The 23,473-nt window shown below is 38.0% G+C and carries 24 protein-coding genes and 3 pseudogenes; all 27 read right to left on the bottom strand.

From position 1 onward, the window contains the following. Positions 1-76: 76 nt before the first annotated feature. Positions 77-799: an SDR family NAD(P)-dependent oxidoreductase gene (locus tag H6571_09070; GenBank protein ID MCB9323872.1), complete on the bottom strand. Its 723-nt coding sequence runs from the start codon at positions 797-799 to the stop codon at positions 77-79. 202 nt (positions 800-1,001) lie between these two features. Beyond that, complete coding sequence (locus H6571_09075) at positions 1,002-1,961, bottom strand: esterase family protein (protein ID MCB9323873.1); 960 nt, start codon at positions 1,959-1,961, stop codon at positions 1,002-1,004. Positions 1,962-2,021: 60 nt separating this feature from the next. Beyond that, a complete protein-coding gene (locus tag H6571_09080; GenBank protein MCB9323874.1) occupies positions 2,022-2,879 on the bottom strand; it encodes a 5'-nucleotidase, lipoprotein e(P4) family in 858 nt (285 codons plus the stop codon). Positions 2,880-2,926: 47 nt separating this feature from the next. Next, positions 2,927-3,385: pseudogene (locus tag H6571_09085) on the bottom strand (transposase). Positions 3,386-3,519: 134 nt separating this feature from the next. Beyond that, the gene (locus tag H6571_09090) at positions 3,520-3,948 is read right to left on the bottom strand and encodes a helix-turn-helix domain-containing protein (protein MCB9323875.1); all 429 of its coding nucleotides are present in this window, start codon (positions 3,946-3,948) and stop codon (positions 3,520-3,522) included. A 145-nt stretch (positions 3,949-4,093) separates the two neighbouring features. Beyond that, a complete protein-coding gene (locus H6571_09095) occupies positions 4,094-4,486 on the bottom strand; it encodes a hypothetical protein (protein ID MCB9323876.1) in 393 nt (130 codons plus the stop codon). A 134-nt stretch (positions 4,487-4,620) separates the two neighbouring features. Then, positions 4,621-5,145 carry a hypothetical protein gene (locus H6571_09100; protein ID MCB9323877.1) on the bottom strand — a complete coding sequence of 175 codons (525 nt, stop codon included), beginning with the start codon at positions 5,143-5,145 and terminating at the stop codon, positions 4,621-4,623. A 247-nt stretch (positions 5,146-5,392) separates the two neighbouring features. Beyond that, complete coding sequence (locus H6571_09105; GenBank protein ID MCB9323878.1) at positions 5,393-5,923, bottom strand: hypothetical protein; 531 nt, start codon at positions 5,921-5,923, stop codon at positions 5,393-5,395. A 227-nt stretch (positions 5,924-6,150) separates the two neighbouring features. After that, a complete protein-coding gene (locus H6571_09110; GenBank protein ID MCB9323879.1) occupies positions 6,151-7,260 on the bottom strand; it encodes an exo-alpha-sialidase in 1,110 nt (369 codons plus the stop codon). 188 nt (positions 7,261-7,448) lie between these two features. After that, entirely contained in the window at positions 7,449-8,012 is a 564-nt protein-coding gene (locus H6571_09115; protein MCB9323880.1) for a DUF4256 domain-containing protein, read from the bottom strand. Between the two features lie 1,383 nt (positions 8,013-9,395). Further along, the gene (locus H6571_09120) at positions 9,396-9,770 is read right to left on the bottom strand and encodes a hypothetical protein (protein MCB9323881.1); all 375 of its coding nucleotides are present in this window, start codon (positions 9,768-9,770) and stop codon (positions 9,396-9,398) included. A gap of 157 nt (positions 9,771-9,927) precedes the next feature. Next, positions 9,928-10,632: a DUF4386 family protein gene (locus tag H6571_09125; protein MCB9323882.1), complete on the bottom strand. Its 705-nt coding sequence runs from the start codon at positions 10,630-10,632 to the stop codon at positions 9,928-9,930. Next, the gene (locus H6571_09130) at positions 10,629-11,114 is read right to left on the bottom strand and encodes an acyltransferase (GenBank protein ID MCB9323883.1); all 486 of its coding nucleotides are present in this window, start codon (positions 11,112-11,114) and stop codon (positions 10,629-10,631) included. The genes H6571_09125 and H6571_09130 overlap by 4 nt, the downstream gene beginning before the upstream one ends. 212 nt (positions 11,115-11,326) lie before the next feature. Continuing rightward, complete coding sequence (locus H6571_09135) at positions 11,327-11,749, bottom strand: hypothetical protein (protein MCB9323884.1); 423 nt, start codon at positions 11,747-11,749, stop codon at positions 11,327-11,329. 164 nt (positions 11,750-11,913) lie between these two features. Beyond that, positions 11,914-12,543: a trypsin-like peptidase domain-containing protein gene (locus H6571_09140; protein MCB9323885.1), complete on the bottom strand. Its 630-nt coding sequence runs from the start codon at positions 12,541-12,543 to the stop codon at positions 11,914-11,916. A 202-nt stretch (positions 12,544-12,745) separates the two neighbouring features. Further along, positions 12,746-13,411: an RloB domain-containing protein gene (locus tag H6571_09145; GenBank protein MCB9323886.1), complete on the bottom strand. Its 666-nt coding sequence runs from the start codon at positions 13,409-13,411 to the stop codon at positions 12,746-12,748. Positions 13,412-13,413: 2 nt separating this feature from the next. Further along, positions 13,414-14,760, bottom strand: a complete 1,347-nt coding sequence (locus H6571_09150; protein ID MCB9323887.1) for an ATP-binding protein — start codon at positions 14,758-14,760, stop codon at positions 13,414-13,416. A gap of 209 nt (positions 14,761-14,969) precedes the next feature. Continuing rightward, positions 14,970-15,959 (bottom strand): hypothetical protein, encoded by a 990-nt coding sequence (locus H6571_09155; GenBank protein ID MCB9323888.1) that lies wholly within the window; start codon positions 15,957-15,959, stop codon positions 14,970-14,972. A 464-nt stretch (positions 15,960-16,423) separates the two neighbouring features. Further along, the gene (locus tag H6571_09160) at positions 16,424-17,323 is read right to left on the bottom strand and encodes a helix-turn-helix transcriptional regulator (protein ID MCB9323889.1); all 900 of its coding nucleotides are present in this window, start codon (positions 17,321-17,323) and stop codon (positions 16,424-16,426) included. Between the two features lie 5 nt (positions 17,324-17,328). Further along, positions 17,329-18,222, bottom strand: a complete 894-nt coding sequence (locus H6571_09165) for an SDR family NAD(P)-dependent oxidoreductase (GenBank protein ID MCB9323890.1) — start codon at positions 18,220-18,222, stop codon at positions 17,329-17,331. Between the two features lie 149 nt (positions 18,223-18,371). Next, positions 18,372-18,806: a hypothetical protein gene (locus H6571_09170; GenBank protein MCB9323891.1), complete on the bottom strand. Its 435-nt coding sequence runs from the start codon at positions 18,804-18,806 to the stop codon at positions 18,372-18,374. Between the two features lie 349 nt (positions 18,807-19,155). Beyond that, positions 19,156-20,640 (bottom strand): T9SS type A sorting domain-containing protein, encoded by a 1,485-nt coding sequence (locus H6571_09175; protein ID MCB9323892.1) that lies wholly within the window; start codon positions 20,638-20,640, stop codon positions 19,156-19,158. Positions 20,641-20,854: 214 nt separating this feature from the next. Then, positions 20,855-21,121: pseudogene (locus H6571_09180) on the bottom strand (transposase). A gap of 40 nt (positions 21,122-21,161) precedes the next feature. Then, positions 21,162-22,088, bottom strand: a complete 927-nt coding sequence (locus H6571_09185) for an NAD-dependent epimerase/dehydratase family protein (GenBank protein MCB9323893.1) — start codon at positions 22,086-22,088, stop codon at positions 21,162-21,164. A 100-nt stretch (positions 22,089-22,188) separates the two neighbouring features. Further along, positions 22,189-22,677: pseudogene (locus H6571_09190) on the bottom strand (RidA family protein). Positions 22,678-22,702: 25 nt separating this feature from the next. Further along, positions 22,703-23,041 (bottom strand): GIY-YIG nuclease family protein, encoded by a 339-nt coding sequence (locus H6571_09195; protein ID MCB9323894.1) that lies wholly within the window; start codon positions 23,039-23,041, stop codon positions 22,703-22,705. Between the two features lies 1 nt (position 23,042). After that, positions 23,043-23,456: an ester cyclase gene (locus tag H6571_09200; GenBank protein MCB9323895.1), complete on the bottom strand. Its 414-nt coding sequence runs from the start codon at positions 23,454-23,456 to the stop codon at positions 23,043-23,045. Positions 23,457-23,473: the final 17 nt, after the last annotated feature.

Here is a 23,473-nt window from a genome sequence, read left to right on the forward strand (position 1 = left end):
TTGTTAAATATAAATTTCCAGGCAAGGATTACCCTGAAAAGTCCCATAAGGGGGCCAACCGGCTTCGAATGTTATATCACGGGTTCATTTTAGAAAAAGTGGCCTTAATCGCTTCCGGATTGGCGTTCACCATGACTTCGCTGAATCCAAAGGTAAGTTCGGTTTTCCCCTCTTTCATTTGCCGGAAAACGGCGTCTGTAAAGTCACTTACGGAGGGGTGCCCATCGTGTATGCCTTTCCCCCCGAGGTCTGTATTTAACGCGGGAGGAATCATTTCGATCACTTCAATATTTTTTGACTTCAACAAATGCCTCAAAGAAAGGGTGAAAGAATGAAAAAATGCTTTTGTGGCACAATATACAGGCACTTTTGTCAGCTGGACAAAAGCCAGACCCGAGGTCACGTTTATTATGGTGTCCAATGATTTCAATTGCAGGAATAAATGGGTCAAATGGATCGGAGCCACCGTATTGATCATAATTTCATCCATAGCTCTTGGGTAAAAATCATCCTCTGAAACGTTCATCCATTGCTGAATGCCCGCATTGTTCACAAGCACATTCAGATTGTTGTGATGAGCGGCGACCCAATGATAAAGTTCAACCCGTTCTGCTTCTACCGACAAGTCACAGACCCTGGTAATAACGTTGGGAAATTTGTCGGCAACAGCTTTTAAGACTTCTTCACGCCTGCCGCAAATGATAACGGTGTTGTTTTCTTTTATGAATCTTTCTGTCAACCCCAGGCCTATCCCGCTTCCGCCTCCGGTGATTAAAATTTTATTGTTGTTTAAATTCATGATTTTTACTTTTGAAGGTAGGTTATTTTTAATGCTAAAGTTATCATTTTTCTTGGTCTGTGAACAACTGTAGACAGTTATCCCGATTAGAATAAAAAACCTCAGGTGTTGTTGCTGCCTTTTTGAATTACCGATGACGGATCTGGCTATGGGAAGGGCGGGATTCCGGAGGGCTCCCAATGCAGTCATTTTAACAAGCGATCTATTTAATTTCAGCCCAAAGCCACGTTAACCCTTCAGGAAGAAGTGCCCCGGCATGTTTGTCGTTATGCTCGCCGTCCGTCCATACGGCGTTTACCTGGTAACGCGGGCCAGGCCTTTCGTTTTTATCCGCCGCTTCATTGGCGTAATGCATTGCCGAAACCATTTGCTGGTTGGCCAGGAACCAGTTGCCCCACTCATTGTCCAGATCATTGTTTCCGTCCTGAAGGAAAATGCGGATGGGGCGAATGGCCTCCCGTCGAATGAGCGCCGGGTAATCCTGCCCGCCGAGTTTCACCGGTGTTTCCTCCGGCCTGAAACCGATGGAGACATAACTGCCAATTGCGGAGTAAACCTTGTGAAATACATCGGGGTAATGCCAGGCCACGGTGAAAGCTGCTATAGCACCGCTGCTGGTACCACAGATCGCCCGCTGATCAGGATCACTGGTCAAATGGTATTGTTGGCCCACCTCAGGCAGCATTTCTTCCACAATAAACTGTGCATAGCGATCATCCATGGCATCGTATTCCTGCGTCCGGTTGTCCGGGTTGCCCCAACCCAAATCATCCGGATAGTCTTCAGAGCGGTTTCCCGGCGTGATAAAAATACCAATGGTTACAGGCATATCCCCCCGGGCAATTAAGTTTTCCATCACCTGGGGTGCTCGAATGCTGCCTTCCGGGTGCCTGGATCGAAAACCATCATGGAAAATTAAAACACTGGCGGGTTTTGAAGCCTCGTATTGAGCCGGAATAAAAAGCCAGTATTGATGAACCGTTCCTTCCAGGATTTTACTGTAAAAATTGAAAGGGCCCTTTACCTCTCCTTTAGGAATGCCTTCCTGGGGAAAGTGGTCGGGCGTAAGCTCCAGCCCCGTGCGAATTTCAGTTTGTCCGGCGAGCGGAAAGGCCGACAGAAAAGAAAAGAACAGCATAAAAAACAAGACCAGGGGCTTCATGGTAATAGCATTTAAGGGTTCAGGTTCAAAAGGAAAGAAGCAGCATTTTTACTAACCCGGTCAAAAACCGATCAGTTTCGCGCGCCTCAGTGAGTCCTTCTGTACAGGCGTCCAGTTGTACTTTCCTTCATAAATGCCTTTGGTTTCCCAGTCTCCGTACATGGGATTGGGCAATACGATGAACCGGTTGCCGAATTCCGGTTGCAGGGATTGGGCGGCCGCATTTCTTTCCGCAGTGGACCGGTTGTCGAATAACTCCGAAAAATCGGATAGGTTATCGCCCATCAGCAGGATGATCTCACGGTCGGTGGCCACGGTCTTCCGCCGGCCTTCCTTTCCGCTGACGGTGCTTTTCAGCAGGATGTGGTCGTTGTCGGCATAGGGGAATCCCATTTTTTGGAGGTTGGCCAGCGTTTCCTGCTGGTGGTCTACACTCCTGTTGGAAACATAATATACTTCCACGCCCATAGATCGGGCATACTCCATGAATTCCAACGCGCCGGGAACAGGTTCTGCCTTTTCGAGGCGTACCCATTTGGCCCAGCCGTCCCTGGAATACTCTACATCCTGTTCAATCATTTTAGCCTGGTTCGGGCTGTTATCGAGCACCGTTTCATCAATATCCGTAATGATGGCCAAAGGTTTGTCCTGCGCTACCTCCTGCGAGAGCCGATCCTCCAGCCGATACCGGGCGATATTAAAAGCCTGATAACAAAGTGCCTTGTATTCTGCCGACTGTTGCTGCCATAAAACCGATTGAACCGAATATTCCCGGATGGGTATCTCGCCGGTTTTTATATTTTGGTTATTCTGAACCGTTGAAGTGGTCTTGCATCCCAACAGGAAAACAATCAGGAGCAGCAAGCAGGTGTATCTGAGATGTGCCAACCTGAAAACATGAATGGATCTCTTTTTCATTTTGTTTAAAAATTTAATAATAAGTAATTGTTCAAAATAAAATATAACTAAAAGGAGTATTTTGAAAAGTTTATGAACAAGGAACTACCGATTGCTGAACAAACTCTATTTACAGCATAGAATAAATCATCAGCAGAATGGTAATCGGAAGGTTTCAGCCATCCTTGTTTCATTTCTTTCCAAAGCCTTTCAATAATATTGAGATGTGGCGAGTATGGAGGTAAGTAAAAAATAAACAAACCTCTTTGCTGCCATACCTCGAAAAGTTGTTTGACTTTACGGGCAGTATGTATTCTTGCATTATCCAGGACCACAAAAGTAAACTTGGTTATACGCAAGGATAAGTTATCCAGGATTTCAATTACAAGATCTGAGTTGATATTTTGCGTTGTCATTTTGTAGATGAATTGATTGGTTCTTGAAAGCAATCCGAAGCAGTTCAGTGATTTGCCTTTGCATGCTTCAATAGCTACATCTTCATCATTAAATTGCCAGCCGTAAGGAACATAGCCTTGTTGAGAAAATTGCGTTTCATCAGCATAATACAGGTCAATGTTTCCAAGTTCAGCTTGCTGTTCTATCAAACTCAAAGATTCTTTTCGAACTTCATATAGTTCTTTATTAGGTTTTCCTTTGGGTCTTAAACGGATTCGTTTCCATCGGCACCCAAGTTTTTTAAAAATCGTTTTAGGGTTAAAACACTGAAGCTTTTTCCTAAATCTTTTTCTAAGTCTTCTTTCGCTAACTTAATTCGTTGCCGTTCATTTTTGATAGCTGCTTTTACTTTGGCTTCATCCTGTTCTTTGTTTAAAATGGGCTTTCTTCCCTGACCAGATTTTGTTTTCAAACCTTCGATCCCATCGGAAAGATACCTTTTGATCCAACTATTTACCGGTTGAAAAGTAACGCCAAAAATATCAGCAATCTGTTGTGAGGTCAACCCTTGATTCTTCAATAAAATCATGTGACATCGCTGGGAAAACACTTTTGATCCAGAATATTTGAATCCTTTTTCCAATTCAGCTTTCTCTGCCGCCGTTAAGTCTAGCTTCTTTGATTTTCGACCCATCTTTTTGGGTACAAATATAACTTATAAATAAATTTGAACAATTACTTAAGTACTTACTTAATTCTTTTCCAATTAGATCAAGACAATCTATTTGATGGTCAGAGCTTTGGCCAAAGGGCTTGTTTCTTTAAATCCAATCAATTGTTCATTCTCTGCGAAAAACATTTTTTCCGGGCACTAACTCTTCTATTGGTTTTCGATAGGTCTTGTACCCTTCTTTAAAAATCCAGGCACCTATTAGGATTGCACCGTAAGCTAAAAAATATTGACTATTTCCTCTGAAATAGGTGTATCCTGTTATTCCAATTCCCAGAAGAAATAAAACCAAGCCAATTATGATTTGATTTAATGCTTTTGATTTCTCTTGACTTGCAAGCTGAAATTTTACAATGTAATCATCAATTTTGCTTTTTGCGAAATTGATTGATTCATTCGAGGATTTGGCTGAATAACGCTGCAATTCCTTTTTGATTGATTCGTAATCTTTTCCGCTAAATGCCATTTCTTTGACAATTTCAATTAAATCTTGATTTTCCATTGGTTGGTATTTTTTCTTAAGGATCGATAACAGTCAATAGAGTCGGCGTACTTTTTTGTGTTACGCTTGCGGCAAAAAAGTATGATTGTCATCCATTTTGTTAGCGGTTCGGCTTCCTTTTGTCTTGTATTATTTCACCAAATGAAGTCAATATTTTTAAATGTTTCACTCGGTTCAAATTCTTTATTAGTTCCAAAGTAGATTTCGTCTTCGTGATAAAACAGAATCGACCAATTTAAACTTTGGTCTATTATTGTTAAATCATCTGATGAACCATAATAGAAACTATCAAAATATTTTATCAAAATTTTCCAAGGAACTATCATCGCATATTCTGGCTGCCATGAAAGAAAAACTTCTTTTTCAAATGGTAATCCTCTTTGGTAAAGCCATTTTTTAATCTCTTTTTCATTTGATTCTAAAATTTTGGCTTTATCTATCATTTTGAAGAAATCTTTTTTAAATGGCGTCTCGTTATGAATTCCCGAATTTGAAATAAAATTCCAAATAAATTCTGATGCTTTTTCATTTAGTGGCTTTAATTGTTCGAGATGTATTTCTGGTAGTTTGTCGTATTTTTCCTCCGTAAATCTCCATTTCAACCGGAAATCTTCAATTGGAATTATTTGCCCGTAAATATTATCAAATCCGATTTTCATTATTTTTTGATTTTTTTCTTGCTGACCGCTAACTAAGGAACAGTTCAAAAATAAATCGACAATTTTAATCATGTAAATCACTGAAAATCAACACTTTTACATTTTTATTTATCATTCTAAATTTTACATTTCCCTAAGATATATGTACCTCCCCAAATATACAAAAAACAACATAAAACAAAATCTATCAAAATCCGGATCTCCGAAGCCATTTTTTTTGACGGAATGCTTTGAACATCAGAGAAAATCAGGGTAAGTAATTATCCACCAAATGATTCGATATGATCAGCAGATCATTCTGGACCACTTCTTCATCATTCCCGAAAATATCAAGCAGGCCGAAGGTTTTGTTATCATCCGTGACAATGATAATGTTCCCGACAAACAGGTTTTTGGCTTTATGCACCTTTGTTCTGAACTCAGCAATGTCATCCAGATTGATCTTTTTGGTTCGGTACCCTTCTTTTATTTCAATTTGACTGGTTGAAATTTTAATGGCCTTCTTTTCGGCATTTTTTTCTCTGTCCCTCAGATTCATTGCCGTGAATAAAAATGTTCCGGCAAGAACAATCGCTATAATCCCAAGTTTGATCCATACGAATAAGAAAAGAAATATGCCTGCGGTTAAACCGATAACCGATAAGACAATGTAGGTTTGAATGACGTTGTTTTTCTTCTTGCTCTTCCTTATGAACAATTCATTATTGATGGTTTCATAGGTCAGATGGTTGGCTTCCATGACTTCCGGAAACAGGTCATTTTCGTTGTTTTGATCCATTCTTTTTAATTTTTTTCCATTTAGTTTCAACAATAGTTTTATTCAAAAATCTATAAAGAGGGATGACACTATCCTGAAACATCCCTCTGTAATAGTAGGTGTATTTCCCATCATAAAAGATCTTTAATTTGAATGGCCGGCAATCACTACAAGAGCCTGTGAGTTCACAATTCGACATCGAGGTGATCTGAGTCAATTGGACACTCTTGTTATTTTTGTTCAATCAATTAATAATCATCTTTTCCATCCGTTAGCCAGTCCAGGGTAAGGAGGACAAACACATTTTCCTGATAATTATCCTTTTCAAAAAACAGTCCGACCTCTCCGTTTGGGAGAATAGTCATTGAAGAATAAGCAGCACTTCCTTCATAAATGGTTTTGCCTTCTGTCCAGCTTTTACCTTCATCATAACTTATTCGAATGGTCATATTCCTGCGATCGTCTTTCATTTTTGCGTTAGCAAAAAGCAGTCGATTTTTATCGGCTCCCTCCTTTATCGAGGTGTATCTGATTAAACTGGCATTACACCCCGGATCAATAAGAGATGTATCGGCCCTGGATTGCCAGGTCTTTCCTTCATCAGAAGAAAGGTGAACCAACCGGGTTCCTTTACCGTTGACACGACTATTGATCATCCAGCTGCCATCCACTAACTCGACTATTTTAGATTCATCGCCTGGGATAATCGGCGTATCAATAAAATGCCAGCTTTCACCATGGTCATCACTTCCAAAAAGATAAAGGCCATTTTCTAAATTCACCAGGGTATGTAACAATTTACCCCTACTGGTTTGTATTCCCCGTCCGGAAGTAATAAACTTAAAATCATTATGCCATTCAGGTTTTGTAATTTGTGAAGTTATATCGATGGGCGCACTCCAGGTTTTTCCATTATCTGCACTCTTGATTACTTTTAAATAATAGACGTCCTTTTCGTTTTCCAAATCCATGAAATTAAAGAACAGGAAAATGGTACTTGTCTCTTTATCGACGATCATGGAGGGGTCGGAAGCTGATTTGCCCAAAGGATAATCTACCACCGTTTCCATTTCAGACCAGGAAACGCCATTATCAGGACTTCGGCGTATTACTATATTTATATCTTTATTCCATTTTAAGTCTCCACAAGAAAGGACTCTTTCATCTATAGCAGCCACCAAATCTCCATTGGGTGCGGTAACCATGGCCGGTATTCTGTAGCAGGATACTCCAGGTCTCATTTGAGTACTAAATAAATTCTTAAATCCAGGGACATGGCTTTCGGTCAGTGAAATTTGCGTCTGAGAATATCCTACAAAGTATATCGCTGAACAGAGTATGATAAGTAGTGCTTTCATTTTTTAAATTTATCGTACAATGGGTGGAGAGCAGTAAGGGAAGGGACAAAAATAAATGGCCCCATTTTGGGGTAGACTCCTCTTAAGGGTTGGGGCGATCGATGGCAATTGTTCAATTTATTTTTGACCACCTGCTTAACGGACAGGGGCGCCCTGCTGGCTGGCTGGATTCGCTGTCGGTGCAACATTCAAACCTTTAGCGAGCCACGGAACGCCCTGGCTCCATAGTACGATTCGGCACCGTTGTGATACACGAAAACATGGTCGTAGCGACGGTCGCAAAAGAGGGCCCCGCCGAGTTTTCGAATCGCTGCAGGTGTTTCCACCCAGCTCGATGTTTTCAAATCGAAATTCCCAAGCTGCTGCAACTCACGGTATTGTGCTTCCGTTAAAAGTTCAATGCCCAGAGCCGCGGCCATATCCATGGCGTTATTTTTCGGTTTATGTTCTTTCCTTGACTCCAGTGCTTCCCGGTCGTAACAAACACTTCTGCGGCCTTTGGGACTTTCCGGGGAACAATCATAAAAAATGTATTCGCCCGTCTTTTGATCAAAACCCACCACATCCGGTTCCCCGCCCGTTTCTTCCATTTCATGGAGCGACCACAGTTTTTCCGGATTCGCCTCCAGCTTTACCTGTACTTTCGCCCATTCAATACCTTGATGGCGGTTCATGTTTTTTTCAAAACGGCCTTTTAAAACACTGATTAATGTTTCACCTTGTTCTGGTGACCACTGCTTTTTATTTTCCATTTTCCGAACGGTTTACGGCTGGCAGTAGTTGGCGTTTGGAACAGTCAACTACCGTTAATCCCTAAATTTTTTATTAAAGATACAAAACTTTTTATTCCCTCGTCCACGGCAGGTGCTGTTAGTGGGAGTGGTTCTCTTCGATGGAAAGGCTGCAATGTCCTGGTGGGTTGGGTTCTAATTTACGGTCATAGTCCCTGAACTGAAAAGGAGAATCGTATTTATTCCGGACAAATGAATAAACCTTAATTATTAAAATGATTAGCACAAAAGCATTTTTTCATTTTCTTGTTTTAATGGTTATAACTTGATTGAAGTTTACTTTTTGCTCCACTATGCCCTCATGCTGAATACATACCGTATTTAATGGTTTAGTGCCGGCCATCCTAAAATGGATAAGCAAACTGCTGCTGTTTCAATCGGGAGGCAGCAGATGCCTATCTAGCTTAACATAAGCTAATATTGGGGGGACAGAACACGGTTTTGTGTTCAAAACTATTGTTAGTTTTATGGAGTAAAATGCAGCGTTTATTTACTGCAACTACTTAAATATTGTGTAACAAAAGATTCATTATAGTTTTGAATAGAGAAATTTTACAAATTTTTCCTGGAAATTAAATTAAAAAAAAGCCCTCGATCACCCTTTGCTTATTGAATTTGATTTAATAACCGCCGAAAATTATAATAGGTGCGGAGCACCGAAAAATTTGTTGTAAAAAGATTAAAAAATCTATCTAAGGTGCAGCGCACCGCAACATTCTTTCGATGTTCGAAGGTTTAGGTTGCGGTGCGCTGCACCTTGAATCACCTTAATCTGTGTTGGCCAACACAGATTAAGGTGCTCTGCACCTAATTTTAACTCGGCGGTTCATTATTTAATTTCAACAAGCACTGGGCAATCGAAATTTTATTTAAAGCGATTATTTTTGTTACACGATACTGAGTGGTCGGACAGGATTAAAGGTGGCATTTTGTGTCAGGTGGTGGGATGGGAAAAATACCTCTTTTAATTTTGTCCAGGGCTGGCGTTTAGTCAATTGATGGCGGGATAAAGGTTTGTTTTTTGTGCAGTGGCCGTATGGCTGCCAACACTTCTCAAAAATACAATAAAAACAGGCAGCAAGCAAGCACAATCACATTGACCACGGCCATATACATCCTGATTAACGCAAGTTGCGGTAGACTTCAAAGCCTGATTTTCTTCCGTTTCAACTAGCTTGTTTCGCTAATCTGAAAATCTGCCAGGCTAAGTTTTTTATTATGCTTCATTATTACGCTTTTGTCAAATTCTCCACTGAATCAGATTATTGAATCCTGTCTTCTTAACGGTCTGGCTTATACCTGGCACGACCACTTAGGAGCATTATCGACCACTGGCTTTCGGGGTTATCTTTTCGTCCAATTCCCTTTTTCTTTTGCGATTTCAATAAATTTAAGTCCAAATTCTGTCATTAAACCTTGCTCAATCAGTCGTTCGGCACGTTCTATATTTCTATCGCTCCAATTACTCCTTTTAGGATTCCGAGGGCTAAAAGTCAAATAATAACTTTCATTATCTCTCGATTTACAAAGGCTGTCTATCCAGCCAAAACATAATGCCTCTTCTGTAGCTTCGATAAGATTTACGCACGCTGTCTTACTATTTTTCTTATGCAGAATCAACCACACAGATTTTTCAGTTTCGCAATTTTCTTTCAACCATTTTCGCCACTCTTTTCTTGTTTCGAAATAAACAGCTGGTTTGCCATCTTTAATTTCCATTATTCAGGATTCTTTTTTTTGCTAGTTGCTCTGGAAAATTCGCCCAATGAGTCGGGAGAACACCCTTTATCCGCTATTTTTATATGCGTTGTCTTCCGGAGCCTTTACTTTGTCATATCTGTTGCCGTTTCCCCGTCAAATTTCCAAAGTCCATTTTTTATGCGGCTCTGGACATTTTTAACAATGTTACTCCCAATGTAATTAGCCATAGCATACTTAAAGGGGCACCGATGGATGCAATTTTCAAAACAGGAGAAACAAAATAAAGGAAACTAATTAACAATAAGCTGCCATTAAACAAAGCCCAATATGTTAGCCATTTGGGGAACATATTCGCTTTATGGGCAGCCCAGGCCATTAGGGTGTGCCCCAAAATGATGACAAAAGACGGGCCTATGAAGCTGTTCACTATTTCCCAGCGATGAATGGATACTGTTGTAAAAAATCGAACCTGTGTATCCAACTCTACTGACTGAGTTAAAGGAAGCACCAATTGATTTACCAGACTTAAATGAGCCACAAACGCTCCTACTACCACAGGAACCCCGATAACATAGCCAACCAATGAAAGGTTCTTTTGCCAAAAATTTTCAGCAATAATTTGATACATTACCATTCCTACAATAAGCATCGCAAAAAACCCCATGATTGGCAAAATGAGTAAGAACCTTGATGCATCAGCGTGGCTTCTTACATTTTGCAACCAATTATCAATTGCCCCATCTGCCAGTGCACCAGGAGCAAAAAGAATTCCCTTACTTTCCGAAATAATTGCAAAAGTGAGGATAAATAACCCCGCACAGATTCCTGCTATTCCTCCCAAACGATATATTCCTGAATTCGTAATTTGATTTGATTTCATTTCCACTTTGTATTTTCTTTGACCACTTTTCCTGGATTCCCGGCAAAAAGAACATTTGAAGGGACATCTTTGGTAACTATTGTTCCTGCAGCAATAATACTACCATTTCCAATTGTTACCCCTTTGGTTATGAACACATTTGCACCAATCCAAACATGATCTTCTATAGTGATATTGTTGTTCCTTTTTTCATTAGTGGAGATGTTATGCAAATCATCATCCATGATCGTAACATTCCAGCTTATAGCACAATGGCTTCCTATCGATATTTCGTTATGGCAAACAATAATTGAGTCAGGATTAATATATGTTTCATCCCCAATACTCAATTTTCCAGAGACATCAATTCCGAATCCTTTGTGAATTCTTACTGTATTTCCAAAAATAATAGTTCCGGAATTATTTATGTAACTTCTTTTTGATTTATTTGCAATTTTTACACTTTTGTTTTCATTATACCCCAAATAAGAATTTATGGACATTATTTTACCAGAATTAATAAATTCCACGTGTCTTCCTATTTTTAGGGTTTTAGTACTTCTAAGGTCTATTAAGAGCATAATTTTATTTATTATTTTACTTATCATTTGGTTTTAATTTTAGGTTATCTGTAACGGTCAGTGGATGCGGCGTACTTTTTTGTGTTGCGCCTGCGGCAAGGCATGATGTGGTAGCGTATGTTATCAGCTTTTGTTTAATTATATTTGGTTACAATCAAGTATTCTTTTTGTACTGCCTCTTCAAGTAATTCTTTCAATTCGTCAAACTTTCCATTTCGACCGATTTTGGTGTATTCTTTAGCCATGCCGATAAACTCCAATATTTTAGTTGGACTATGAGCTAGTAAAATTGTTTCCTCATTAACGTTCTTTACTCCAATATTGGATTCTAAGTCAATGGCTAAAAAATAAAAGAGAAATCTTGCTAAGGGTGGTCGAAAATATACTTCAGTCCAATGTTGGGTTGGTGATATTAATTCATAGAATAGATCAGGGTCTAAATGACATCCTCCCTTCCAATTAACATCCTCTAATTTTAATTCAAAAATTTCACAGATTTTGTTTTCTGAAATAATATTCTTTTTCTCAATTTGTCTAAATTCTATTACTACTGACATTTAAATTTGTTTTTTGGTTGCTGATAACGTTTTGGGTATGCAACGTTTGGCTTTTCGGAGCGAATATCTGTCGCCCGTTACAAAAAGCGAAATACGAGCTAAACATGAACGCAAAACACCAAATGCCAAATGTTGCATACCCGATTCTCAGCTGGCTTTCATCTTTAATTTATCAAGAAAGCTCGATTTATTAGTGTTTGGTATCCAACTTTCAAATCTTTTCTAAACCAAGCCTCTCTCATTAATCCTAATATTTCTCCATTCCAATTTAGAACAGGTCCACCTGAATACCCCGGTTTACCTTCTCCTATGAATTCAATGAAATTAGCATTTCCTCCATTATTGAATTGTTTTCCGTATGCGGTTATTTTAGATTGATGAACTTTAATTGTATTTTGATTACTCTGTTTTGTATCAACCCAATCGTAACCAATATAAACAATTGCCTTACCGTTTTCGACATCGGTTATAGATGCTTTTTTGAAGGGAGTTTCACAAATCGTTGAATCACTCTTTAGGTATGCGATATCATTAATCACATCAATTCTTCGAACTTCTAATTCATATCGTTTGCCATCGGTTGAAAAATAAACTTTAGGTTGATTCCAAATTACGTGTGCGGAAGTAATTACTTGATTTGCTGAATCTAATATAAATCCACTACCAATAACTATTGAATCGTTTTCTATTAAGCCAATAGAATTTTTGTCAATAGTGAATGATTGAGCAGTCAATGGCAATGAAGAAAAAAATATTAAAATCAATTCAACGATTAACTTTTTTGTTAAATTCATTCGATTATTATTATTCAATAAATATTTTCGCAATCGTTTGATGTTACTGGTTATTTGCTTGCTGAGAACGTTTAGTATATGAAAAGTAGGCGATTACAAAGCACGAAACTTTCGGTTAAGCACAAACTTTGATGCGAGCCACAAGCCTTGAATTTAAGACTATCTCGCCTATTTTTTATATACATTGTTGTGCAATCGGGCTTTATTCTTTCAGTAATTTTTCAATTAATTTGTAGATGTGTGAGCCTAAATTTTTAGGATATGGTTCATTCACATCATCTATTATTTTAGCTCTTTCAATAGCTGTTTTTGTTAACGGTAAAAACGTATCTGGATTTGGGTTTTTATTATATCCAATACCTTGTAAGTCTCCAAGTATAATATCAATATGATTTTTCTTTCTGCTTACCGATGCATTCTCTAAAAGTTTAGTCACTTCTTCTTCATTGTACTCAGTAATATCCTTTAAATGCATTATTAGCCATATTTCAAAGCAAGGGTTGCTCATAGCTAAGAAAAAATTATTTTCCTTATTGCAGTCTATTACTAATTTGTCGAAGTCTATTTTATGAATAGTTTCCCAATGGTCTCTGTCAATAATAAGCCAAAATTCATCTGTTTTCTTAAAGGGATAATTGGCTTTGGCTTTTTTAAGAAGTCTCTTAACACTTAATGGATCTGTACCTGTATTTACTTCCCTTTTTAACGGAACAATTTCAATTATACCCGAATCATTAAAATAATCAGACTGTCGGAAATTATTGAAGTATTTGACTTCCGTCTTTTCACCTTCGTATGACAGAATGAACAATTTTTCAGCATCTAAAAATCCGCCCTCTCTTATTAGTGGAATTGGTTCTCTAGGCATACTTAATTAAATTGAGGAATTACAGTAAGATTATCTCTGTTCCCAAACTTTGGAACGCCTTTATATCTTCCTAATAAGTAATCACGTCTAACTTCTTTATCAAAACGAATACTATAATCTTCTAGTGAATGTAATCTACTGGCACCTAATTTGTCTTTAACAACAAACCAAATCTCATCTTTACGTAGTAATTTTTGAGTTAAAAGTGTTGATTCGTGACTAGCCACAATAAACTGACTATTGACATTTTTGCATTTTGACAAAAAGAAATCAAATAGGTCATATATTAAATTGGGGTGTAAACTTCTTTCCATTTCATCAATTACAAAGACGTTATCTCCTTTGAAAAAATCAATTATCAATGGAATTAGATCCATTATTCTTCTTGTTCCATCTGATTCGTCTTTTAAATCAAAAAGTTCGTATCCACCTCCAATAATTTTATGTTTTGTTTTTAAAAGTTGAGCCCTTAATGAACCATCCTTTAGTAAAGAAATAACGTAGTATTTGTCATCTTGAATATTTGAAATAAATGCATTAGTTTTTTCTGATTTATCGCCTAATAAATCGTTCTCAATATCTTTTAAAATTTCACTTGGAATATCAATTTTATCTATATCCACTTCTTTAAATTCGATTCCATCAATTCCTGTATCAAAATACCCAAGCATCTCGGTAAATAATTTATTTAAATCTGTATCTTCTAATAATTCAAATTTCTTTCCAACGTTTTTCGAGTTAGGATATATTACCGTTAGAGCATTCTGAAACCAATCAATTACATTGATTAGGTCATCTATGTTTGAAACATTTTCTTTTACCTTTCTTGTTCTAATTTCAGATAAAAACAATTGGTTTTTTTGAGTTCCTTTAGCTGTAAACTCTAAAAATTGTTTTTCCTCTGAATTCTTATTTTTACTTAGAATTGCTTCAAGGTCAAATTCATTTTGTCTGTTTTTGTCTCTAGTGAATATCTTTTTTTCTGTTGTTTTGGAAATTTCATACAGCCATTCTTCAATTATTTCCTTGGAATTGAAAATAAAGCCATAAGCATAATTTTTGTTCTTGTGTTGAATTTCATATTCAATTCGCGAATTCTGCTTGAGTAGTTTTTTGTCAAGCTTAAAGCCGCTAAACTTTATAGGTTGTTCTGCTTTGTTACCTTTCAATACAAGCACTTTTCCAAATTCAATAGCTTTAATTAGATTAGATTTTCCGGATGCATTTGCACCATACACTACAGCGGTTTTAAGAGCAGAAGTCCCTTTTATCGATTTGGATTTGTGGTGTGATTTTAGAGTTCCTCTTCCTGGAATAAGAGAAAAAACTTCACGGTCTTTAAATGACAAAAAATTCTCGACTGTAAACCTAATTAGCATAATTTTGCGTTTATTTTATGCAAATGTAGTGAAAAAATCACATTGTATGTGTATTTTGGTTTTAAATTTCAAATGCAGTCGGTTTTTGCCTGTTGCAGAACGGAAAAGCTACCCGGCGTGCCTTGTGTTGCGCCTGCGGCAAGGCATGATGTGGTAGCGTTTGTTCCAGTCAGCCTCTTCTATTCATTTATTAGATTGGTTTCAATAATATCTTTTAATTCTTCTGGTTTTAAAAGTCTTCGTTTCTTTTCTTTTGTGTCGTACAGATATAAATCACAATCATTCATTTTAACAACTGCATATGCGAAAATAAAAGCAGACAAATCAGGATAACATTTCACCATTTTGTTAAATCTACTTGGAGCTTCGATTATCATACCATGAAGCCAGATATAAATCGGACCATTTCCTATAATATCACAAATATGAAAATTTGCTTTTGTTAGTTTTTTCTCAGGAGTAAAATCTCTATGAAATTCATTTGATACTTCAATATATGTTTCAATCAATTTTTCCTCATTTTCAATTATGGCTTCTGGCAAGAGCAAGTACCAATTTTTAGGTATTTTCCGATTGAATTCTAAATAAAAGGGGGGATAAGGAAAACCTATCTGACTGGCTTTTTTTAAATCCTCTTTTTTTTCAATAAAAACTTCAGCAATTTGCCCATAATCCATAGGAGAGATCATCTTATAATCAGGAATATTCCGGGCAATGATTTCATCAAAATTTTCATAAATATCAACCATTTCTAAAAATGCTCCACTGACAGCAATCGTTGAAAATTGATATTGATCGCCATTTACATTTACATCAACGACCCACTTATTTGCTTTTTCATCCGTATATGCTTCAACTATTTCATATTCGCATTTATCAGGCAGTAGCGATAATATGGAATCAATAAGCGCTGCATAGTCCTCTAATTCTCCACTAAACTCAACATCAAAAAAATAACTATTAAACCCAAATTCTTTTTTTGCTCTTTCGTAATCTTTAAATAATTTTTGCTTATATTGATCCAAAGAGGGGTGGAAAGAATCATCTAAATCCCTTGATGTCAAAAATGGGAATTCTTCTTTATCGTATTTTATCCAATTTTGTGATTTCAATTCCATCGTATTTATTATCAAAACCAAGGGTATTAGTTTTATCAAAGTTTTTATCATCTATTTGTTTTTTGGTTGACTGGAACTAAGCTATATCCCTACACCACCCAAAAATACAATAAAAACATCCAGGAAACAAACACAACCAAAAACCACGGCCTTAACGCATCATAATCAATTGAAAACAAGTCCATTGCATTGCAACACGATCTTCCAATATCCGGCTACAAACGGCTACAAACGACAGTAAACGGCTACCATACGACTAATTATGCCCAACCCCCTATATTTGTAAAATCGGTGTATCTAACTAAAACAGAGATGCAAAATTTTGATGATTTGCTTTTAGAGTATGATTTGTAAATGTGCTAAGGTTCGCTCCCGAATAATTTGATTGACCGTAAAATTTGAATAATATCTATGGTTTGGGCATGGATTTCGGCTCTTAACTCTATTGCGAAATTGTTAAGGGTTTGGAATTTTGCTTCATTCCCGACGAACGGTCTTGTTTAGGCACAGGGCTGCTAATTCACAGTTCTATAATCTGTTGGATTTAATCCGGTTTTAGCCTTGAACAGTTTAGCGAAATGTTGAGGATATTCAAACCCTAAATCATAAGCAATTTGGCTGACAGGATTATTGGTACTCAACAAAAAGTTTTTGGCTCTTTCAATAATAAAATCATGGATATGGTCTTTCGCGCTGCGCCCGGTTTCTATTTTTAATAAATCGCTGAGATAGCCTGCCGACATATTTAATGCCTCGCCACAATCAGCCACGGTTGGCAACCCTTTTTCTTGCAACTTTTCCGATTCAAAATAACTTTTAAGATAATGCTCAAATTGAATAATGAAGTCTTTGTTGAGATTGGTGCGGGTATAAAACTGCCTGTTGTAGTATCGCTGACAATACCCCAGAATGGAAGTCAGATTTATAACAATTAAATCCTGCGAATGCATGTCAATGTTTTGGTTTATTTCAGTTTCGATGTGCTGTTCGTAGTCTGATAAAATCTGTTTTTCCTTGTCAGAAATGTGAAGGGCTTCGTTTATATCGTAATCAAAAAAAGCATAGTTGGCTATATCTTTTCCCAAGGGCGATTTGCGAATTAAGTCGGGATGAAAAATTATGGTCCAGCCCCCCACGTCTTCACCTTTTTGCGCGTTATCGAAATATAACACTTGCTGGGGCGATGTAAACACCATCGTCCCCTCATTGTAATCATACGAATTTCGGCCATAGCCCATTTTACCTGGACTTCCTTTCATGCCAATAATGAACAAATCGCTAACAATCTTTACTTCATTAAAGTCAAAATCAAGCACAGGCCATTCTTTTACAATGGTAATCAAGGGATGCACGGGTTTGCCAAAACCAAGAAATTCGTGCACTTGGGCTATACTGGAAATGCGTAAAAAACTCATAAGGACTAATATTTAATTTTCGTAAGTTCTTCAGACAACTTCCAAAGTTTTTTAGCTTTGTTTTCATCGTGAGAAAGCGGAACAGACTTAACTAAAACCGGAGATCCATTCATTTCAAGAAAACCTGAAGGGCCATAAAAATCACCCGCTTTGGCTTCCGGATCTATAGCGGCTCTTAAGGTAGGTAAAACGCCATGCTCCACATTTTGTCCCATTATGGGGTTCATAACTCGCCAAAACAAACTATGCCGTTGCAAATCAGTACTGGTATATCCGGGATGGGCGGCTGTTACCAGGGGCAAAGTAGCATCATTTTTACTTTTTCGGGCCAGTTCATAAGCAAAGTAGAGGTTGGCCATTTTGCTGTCGCCATACGCTTTTCCTGTTTTATAAGGTCGTTTTTCCCAGTTTATATCATCAAAGTCTATATTTCCCTGCCGATGCGCAATGCTTGAAGTGACGACAATGCGCGATCCTTCTGTACGTTTGAGCAAGGGCATGAGCAGGCCCGAGAGCGCAAAATGGCCTAAATGATTTACCCCCATTTGAATTTCGAAGCCATCTTCAGTTTGAGAAAATGGACAAAGCATCACTCCTGCATTATTGATGAGGATATCCAGTCGGTTAAACGATTTCTGAAAATCATCTGCAAAATCGTGAACCGATTGAAGCGAGTTGAGGTCCAGTTTCCTGGATTCAACGATTGCCTGTGGATATTGGTGCCGTATCTCTTTGGCTACGTCTTCAGCTTTTTGCAAATCTCTGACGGCAAGTACAACTGTTGCATTTTTTTGAGCAAAAACGCGTGCGGCTTCCTTACCCAGACCACTCGTTGCTCCTGTAATAACAACCACCCTTCCTGACTGATCGGGTATGTTGTTGGCGTTCCATTTTGTCATATTTTCTATATAATTTATCTAATAAAAAGTTTTAGAAGCGCGGTAAAATAAATTTATACTTTTGTCACCCCTACGCCCCGGCCCTTAAGTGGAGTCAGCGCATAAAAATGTAAATTTATTTTTGAACCATTCCAAGAAACGTATTGTGGTTAAATTAACTTTTTATGTTTAATTGCCTTACCTGCCATATAGGCCAAAAACATAGTTAAACCGCCACGTAAGCCATCTACAAATATGGCTTGTGTTTCACCAAACTTTATAAGCATGCCAACGCCAAACGACATAAGGAAAATACCGATAATAATGCCAAGGGTAATGCCTGCTGCATTTGATTTTCTAACCCAGACAAAACTCAGCACCATCAATGTGGTGAGTAAAAACAAATATAAGCCAAGGGTTAATCCCAGTACCTCCATATCGCTTGAATAGGGTGTGTTAAAATTGGCCATGGCCATTGGCAAGTCAAATAATAGTGTAAAACCAATAGCCAGCTCAAAAAGGGCTTGTAACAGTATGATTACCATGAAAATTTGTTTCCAAATTTTATTTGAGGAGCCTGCGTGATTTGCGGTGTTTGAACTCATATTTTTTTTTAGATTAAGGTTTATTTAATTTAGACAGGGCAAAAATACGCTGGTGGGAGGATGGAGCACTAAACATTTCGCAGAAACCTCAATATATTTCGCAGATGTGAGTTTTTACCTTGTGCCTAACGGTCAGCTAAATGTTATGTAATTTTTTATGCGGCACCCAGATCCTCGCGCAGTTCAACGTCTGGTATAAAAGTAGTAGCGGATTAAAACGCACTTATTTTCGGACAGTAGTACCTGCTGCGTTCACAAGCTCTTTTAAATATAACTCCCAGGCTGCGGGGGGTATATGGCGTTCGCGTGTTGTATGCCCGTGTGCTGCATACTTTTTGCTTCAAATGTTTTACAATTTTATAATTCTTCTATTAAGCAAACCTCTTTCTGTGTTTAACTGCAAATAATAAATGCCTGCTGATAAGTCGGATAAATCCAGATCTTGATTCATGTTGTTTCCCTTCATCACGACCTTGCCAAAGTTATCCATGACCGTGAATGCTACGGAACCTATTATCCCTGTCAACTTTATGCTCCCTGTTGTAGGGTTCGGAATAATCACAATATCATCCTTCCTGTCCTGTGTGGTGGATGTGACGTCCGACAGGTCAAACACTCTTACATGACCTGCTTTTTCTCCATTACCATCATTCAAATGTGCGCCAATAGCCACGATTTGACCATCTGACGAAATAGATACGCTGTGTCCTGACCAGTCAATGGGTCCCTCTCCTTCAATTTCCTCGCCATATTGTACCCACGCGGTGCCATTCCATTTATAAACCCGCACATGCCCCGGATTAAAGCCGACCACCCAATCTGTGCATCCACCAATGGCCACTGTATTCCCATTTGACGACAGCGATACGCTTCGCCCTGACTGAGCTTCCGGGCCTTTTCCGTCAATATCTTCCCCAACTTGTGTCCACTCTCCTCCGTTCCATTCATACACGCGGGTATGGCCGGAGCGGTCTCCATTTCCACCATTAAAAGATGCACCAATGGCCACCCGATGACCTTCATCCGACAGCGATACGCCCCCGCCTGATGCGTCGCCGGCTGCCTCTCCGTCTATATCTTGTCCCATTTGTGCCCATTCAGTGCCATTCCATTCATACACACGGACATGGCCCGCATAACTACCATTTCCACCATTACTTGGTGCTCCTATCGCTATCCGGTTACCATCATTCGACAGCGATACGCTCCGACCTGATGCGTCGCCGGCCGCCTCCCCATCTATATCTTCTCCTAATTGTAGCCATTCGACGTCATTCCATTCGAATACACGAACATAACCGACATGATTTCCATTACCCGCCGCCCCAACTGCCACCCTATTTCCTATGATCGAAATCGACTCACCGAGACCGGTCCAGTCGAAAGCCCCTTTCCCGTCAATATCCTCACCCAATTGTGTCCATTCGATGCCATCCCATTCATATACACGGACATGACCCGCTTCTGATATCGTTCCACCTACATCATTCATATAGGCACCAATGGCGACTCTAAGGCCATCCGGCGAAAGCGAAACCCCACGGCCTGAGCCGTCATGGGCTGCCTCCCCGTCGATATCTTCTCCAATTTGTGACCATTCGGTGCCATTCCATTCAAATACGCGTACCTGGCCCGCATCATTTCCATTGGCATCGTTCCCCGATGCGCCAATAGCTACTTTCTGACCTTCTGCTGAGAGCGAAATGCTGTACCCGGCATTATCATGAGCTGCCTCACCGTCTATATCTCCTCCTAACTGATTTTGAGCAATTAATGGCAGAGAGCCAAGGGAGGTAAATACTGCTAGCATTAAGAAAATAAATATCGTTTTCATTCTAATTGGTTTAGTGATTGACATTTTAGTGAAATCCATATATTTAAAGTATTGACCAGCCTTATTTCCAGCCAGTAATCTTTTTCTAATTTTTATAAAGAAGTTTATCGTTGGCTCATGATTAGTCATAATGAAGGCTAACGGTGGTATAAACACAGTAGGTGAGGAACCGAACCTATTGTCGTTTCATTCAATGTTGAACGAAAAGCACTGGCTAAACTTTGATTCTTTCGTCAAAAATAGCAATAAATTGGTTAAGAATAGTGGGCCAGTTGCGGATCGGCATGATCCATTTTTTCGTTATTTCAAAAATCGCCAGATAAACCGACTTTTTCAATGCATTATCCGTTGGGAAAGACATTTTGTTTTTGGTGTATTTTCTGATTTTTCCGTTGAGATTTTCAATCAAATTTGTGGTATAAATGATCGTTCTAATTTCAAGAGGGAAGTCAAAAAAAGTGGTCAGCTCATCCCAGTTATTATACCAGTGATTTCAGCCTTTAATATTACCAGCAGGTGTTTTATTTCATAACGTCTTTAAACCATTCCACCATGCTATTGACTCCATCCTGATAAGAAGAAACTTTGAAATTGGGAAACCTCTTTCTAAATTTATTATCAGACATGACGTACTTCTGTTCAAACTGATACTCCATTTCTTTCGTTTCCTTTAAATTTGGTATAAAAAGAGGCAGTATTTTTTTTAATAATGTTGGCATCACGCTTATTTTAAAATTGCTGCCTAATTTTTTATTAAATAATACAAGCATTCCATTTGTCGTTATTGGTTCTCCAACAGGTAGATGCCATACTTGACCATAACAATCATCACACAAAGCCAATTCCACTAAAGCTCGTCCATTATCAAGTACATTAGCATATGTGTGTTCTATCTCAGCCGAAACCATGGTCTGTGGCCCTTTATTTTGTAACATTCGCTCCAAAAAAGAAATATAAAAGGGGCTATTTATAGCGCCTTCTCCGTAAAAATCTGCAGAGCGTCCAATTAGTCCTTTAATCTTGCCATCTCTTAAGGCTTTTATCATTAAATCAGCAGTTTGTTTACGGGCTTTTCCTTTTTTTGAAATAGGGTTTTGAGGCGTGCTTTCATCAAACGGTACTGGTAAAGGCGAAGCGTACATATAGATATTATCTAAAAATATCAGCTTAGCTTGAGCCTTTTCACAGGCGTCAATCACATTTTGCATTATCTGAGGCCATTGAGTTTCCCAAACCTTAGCATTGTATGGAAGGCCTATGCAGAGATAAACGTAACTGCTGCCATCAATGGCTTTCTCAGCGTCTTCTTTACGAAGTAAATCTGCTTGAACCCAGGTAGGCTTTGTACTAACTTTTCTTATTTGAAGTTGTCGAATTTCTAGTTCCTTTATAACGGCTTTTCCAATTGCTCCATTCGCTCCAAGTACGGTATGAATCTGACTTTCCATTTGTTCTAATTTTATTTGTGAGTGTTATTATTAATTACATTACAAAGATGGGAGAGATAAATGTATAGCCTCTGAACAAATGTTAAGAAATCAGGCTAATTTATATTGTCGTGTTGTGAGTAGTTTTTGATTCATGATCTATTGTAAACGATGCTGTCAAACCAACACTGAAATTTCGTGGAAGCTTTTCAACTCCGAAGACTGCTCATGAATGTTTCCCTTTTGCATCCAATACTTTTGCAAATAAATCAGATGCTCCATTGACAACTATTGGTGAATCATCCCAATCCGTTCCCGATTGGAAATAAGCATCAATATGGTTTAGTCCTATAATTTTATCAAAACCAATTGTATTGTTCACTTGCGCTAAAACGTTCAAAGCGTATAATTCCATTGCGTGATAACCATCTTCTATCGAAATTTCATTTCCCAAACGTCCTTGAAATTTAAACCCTTCATTCAGAATTGGAAATTGAATAGCTATATAAGCTATATTTTTTCGAATATTTACTGAAATATAACTTCCACCAGGTGTTGAAACATTTGGCAATTTCAATCCGCGTATTTATAAATTTTCTATTGGGTTCATATTATTCACTTTGTTAGCACTTTCTTTATTTGTAGACATTCTCAAGATTCAACTCTTCAATTACCATATTGTGTAGGGTCTTCAGTTCGTTATTATAATTAACATTTTCTTCTTCACTTTTTTTTAATTCGGATAAAACTTCAAACACAAAATTTTCCCCTCCATACTCATTCCAATCTTTTTGGAAACTTCTGATTCTGTGGTTTCCGAATTTGAGTTCCATTTTATGTCTATTCCATTTTGATTCCATATCAATACTATGGTCAATCAGAACTTTATTGTTTATCATATTTTTTATTTGAAAAACTCCCATAGGAATTTTCATTTGTTTGTACCCTTCTTTCAGTTCTTTTTTTGTTTTCATATTACATAAATCCTAATTGTTTCATAACAGTTACTCTGTCAAAAACTTGAGTATGTCCATTAATTAAATTGTCCTTGAAATGATAAATTGTTAACCCTTTTGTATTTATGGATTTTTTGGTTGGTGGATATCCGCCAATCATACCAAGGTTTGTTCCAGTTAATATCCAAGTTATAGCAACGTGATTTTCTTCTGGAATTGCAGATGTTATTTCAAAATTCATATCAGGAAATGAATTAAATGAAAAATTCAATCGCTCTTTGAATTCTGAATGAGATAAAGTTTTTCCTTCCCAAGGATCAGTTGTGTCAAGATGAATCGTATATTCTGGATGAACATATTGTTCAACCTTATCAAGATTCTTTTTATTCCAAATTTCAGTCATAAATTCCCGAAGGAAAGATTCTTTGTCCATCGTTATTAAGTCTGTTT

Source organism: Lewinellaceae bacterium, from assembly GCA_020636105.1.
GTDB lineage: Bacteria > Bacteroidota > Bacteroidia > Chitinophagales > Saprospiraceae > BCD1.

Coding starts and splice junctions, on each gene's coding strand:
- H6571_09070 (MCB9323872.1), bottom strand. CDS start 799: ATGAATTTAAACAACAATAAAATTTTAATCACCGGAGGCGGAAGCGGG.
- H6571_09075 (MCB9323873.1), bottom strand. CDS start 1,961: ATGAAGCCCCTGGTCTTGTTTTTTATGCTGTTCTTTTCTTTTCTGTCG.
- H6571_09080 (MCB9323874.1), bottom strand. CDS start 2,879: ATGAAAAAGAGATCCATTCATGTTTTCAGGTTGGCACATCTCAGATAC.
- H6571_09090 (MCB9323875.1), bottom strand. CDS start 3,948: ATGGGTCGAAAATCAAAGAAGCTAGACTTAACGGCGGCAGAGAAAGCT.
- H6571_09095 (MCB9323876.1), bottom strand. CDS start 4,486: ATGGAAAATCAAGATTTAATTGAAATTGTCAAAGAAATGGCATTTAGC.
- H6571_09100 (MCB9323877.1), bottom strand. CDS start 5,145: ATGAAAATCGGATTTGATAATATTTACGGGCAAATAATTCCAATTGAA.
- H6571_09105 (MCB9323878.1), bottom strand. CDS start 5,923: ATGGATCAAAACAACGAAAATGACCTGTTTCCGGAAGTCATGGAAGCC.
- H6571_09110 (MCB9323879.1), bottom strand. CDS start 7,260: ATGAAAGCACTACTTATCATACTCTGTTCAGCGATATACTTTGTAGGA.
- H6571_09115 (MCB9323880.1), bottom strand. CDS start 8,012: ATGGAAAATAAAAAGCAGTGGTCACCAGAACAAGGTGAAACATTAATC.
- H6571_09120 (MCB9323881.1), bottom strand. CDS start 9,770: ATGGAAATTAAAGATGGCAAACCAGCTGTTTATTTCGAAACAAGAAAA.
- H6571_09125 (MCB9323882.1), bottom strand. CDS start 10,632: ATGAAATCAAATCAAATTACGAATTCAGGAATATATCGTTTGGGAGGA.
- H6571_09130 (MCB9323883.1), bottom strand. CDS start 11,114: ATGTCCATAAATTCTTATTTGGGGTATAATGAAAACAAAAGTGTAAAA.
- H6571_09135 (MCB9323884.1), bottom strand. CDS start 11,749: ATGTCAGTAGTAATAGAATTTAGACAAATTGAGAAAAAGAATATTATT.
- H6571_09140 (MCB9323885.1), bottom strand. CDS start 12,543: ATGAATTTAACAAAAAAGTTAATCGTTGAATTGATTTTAATATTTTTT.
- H6571_09145 (MCB9323886.1), bottom strand. CDS start 13,411: ATGCCTAGAGAACCAATTCCACTAATAAGAGAGGGCGGATTTTTAGAT.
- H6571_09155 (MCB9323888.1), bottom strand. CDS start 15,959: ATGATAAAAACTTTGATAAAACTAATACCCTTGGTTTTGATAATAAAT.
- H6571_09160 (MCB9323889.1), bottom strand. CDS start 17,323: ATGAGTTTTTTACGCATTTCCAGTATAGCCCAAGTGCACGAATTTCTT.
- H6571_09165 (MCB9323890.1), bottom strand. CDS start 18,222: ATGACAAAATGGAACGCCAACAACATACCCGATCAGTCAGGAAGGGTG.
- H6571_09170 (MCB9323891.1), bottom strand. CDS start 18,806: ATGAGTTCAAACACCGCAAATCACGCAGGCTCCTCAAATAAAATTTGG.
- H6571_09175 (MCB9323892.1), bottom strand. CDS start 20,640: ATGAAAACGATATTTATTTTCTTAATGCTAGCAGTATTTACCTCCCTT.
- H6571_09185 (MCB9323893.1), bottom strand. CDS start 22,088: ATGGAAAGTCAGATTCATACCGTACTTGGAGCGAATGGAGCAATTGGA.
- H6571_09195 (MCB9323894.1), bottom strand. CDS start 23,041: ATGAAAACAAAAAAAGAACTGAAAGAAGGGTACAAACAAATGAAAATT.
- H6571_09200 (MCB9323895.1), bottom strand. CDS start 23,456: ATGGACAAAGAATCTTTCCTTCGGGAATTTATGACTGAAATTTGGAAT.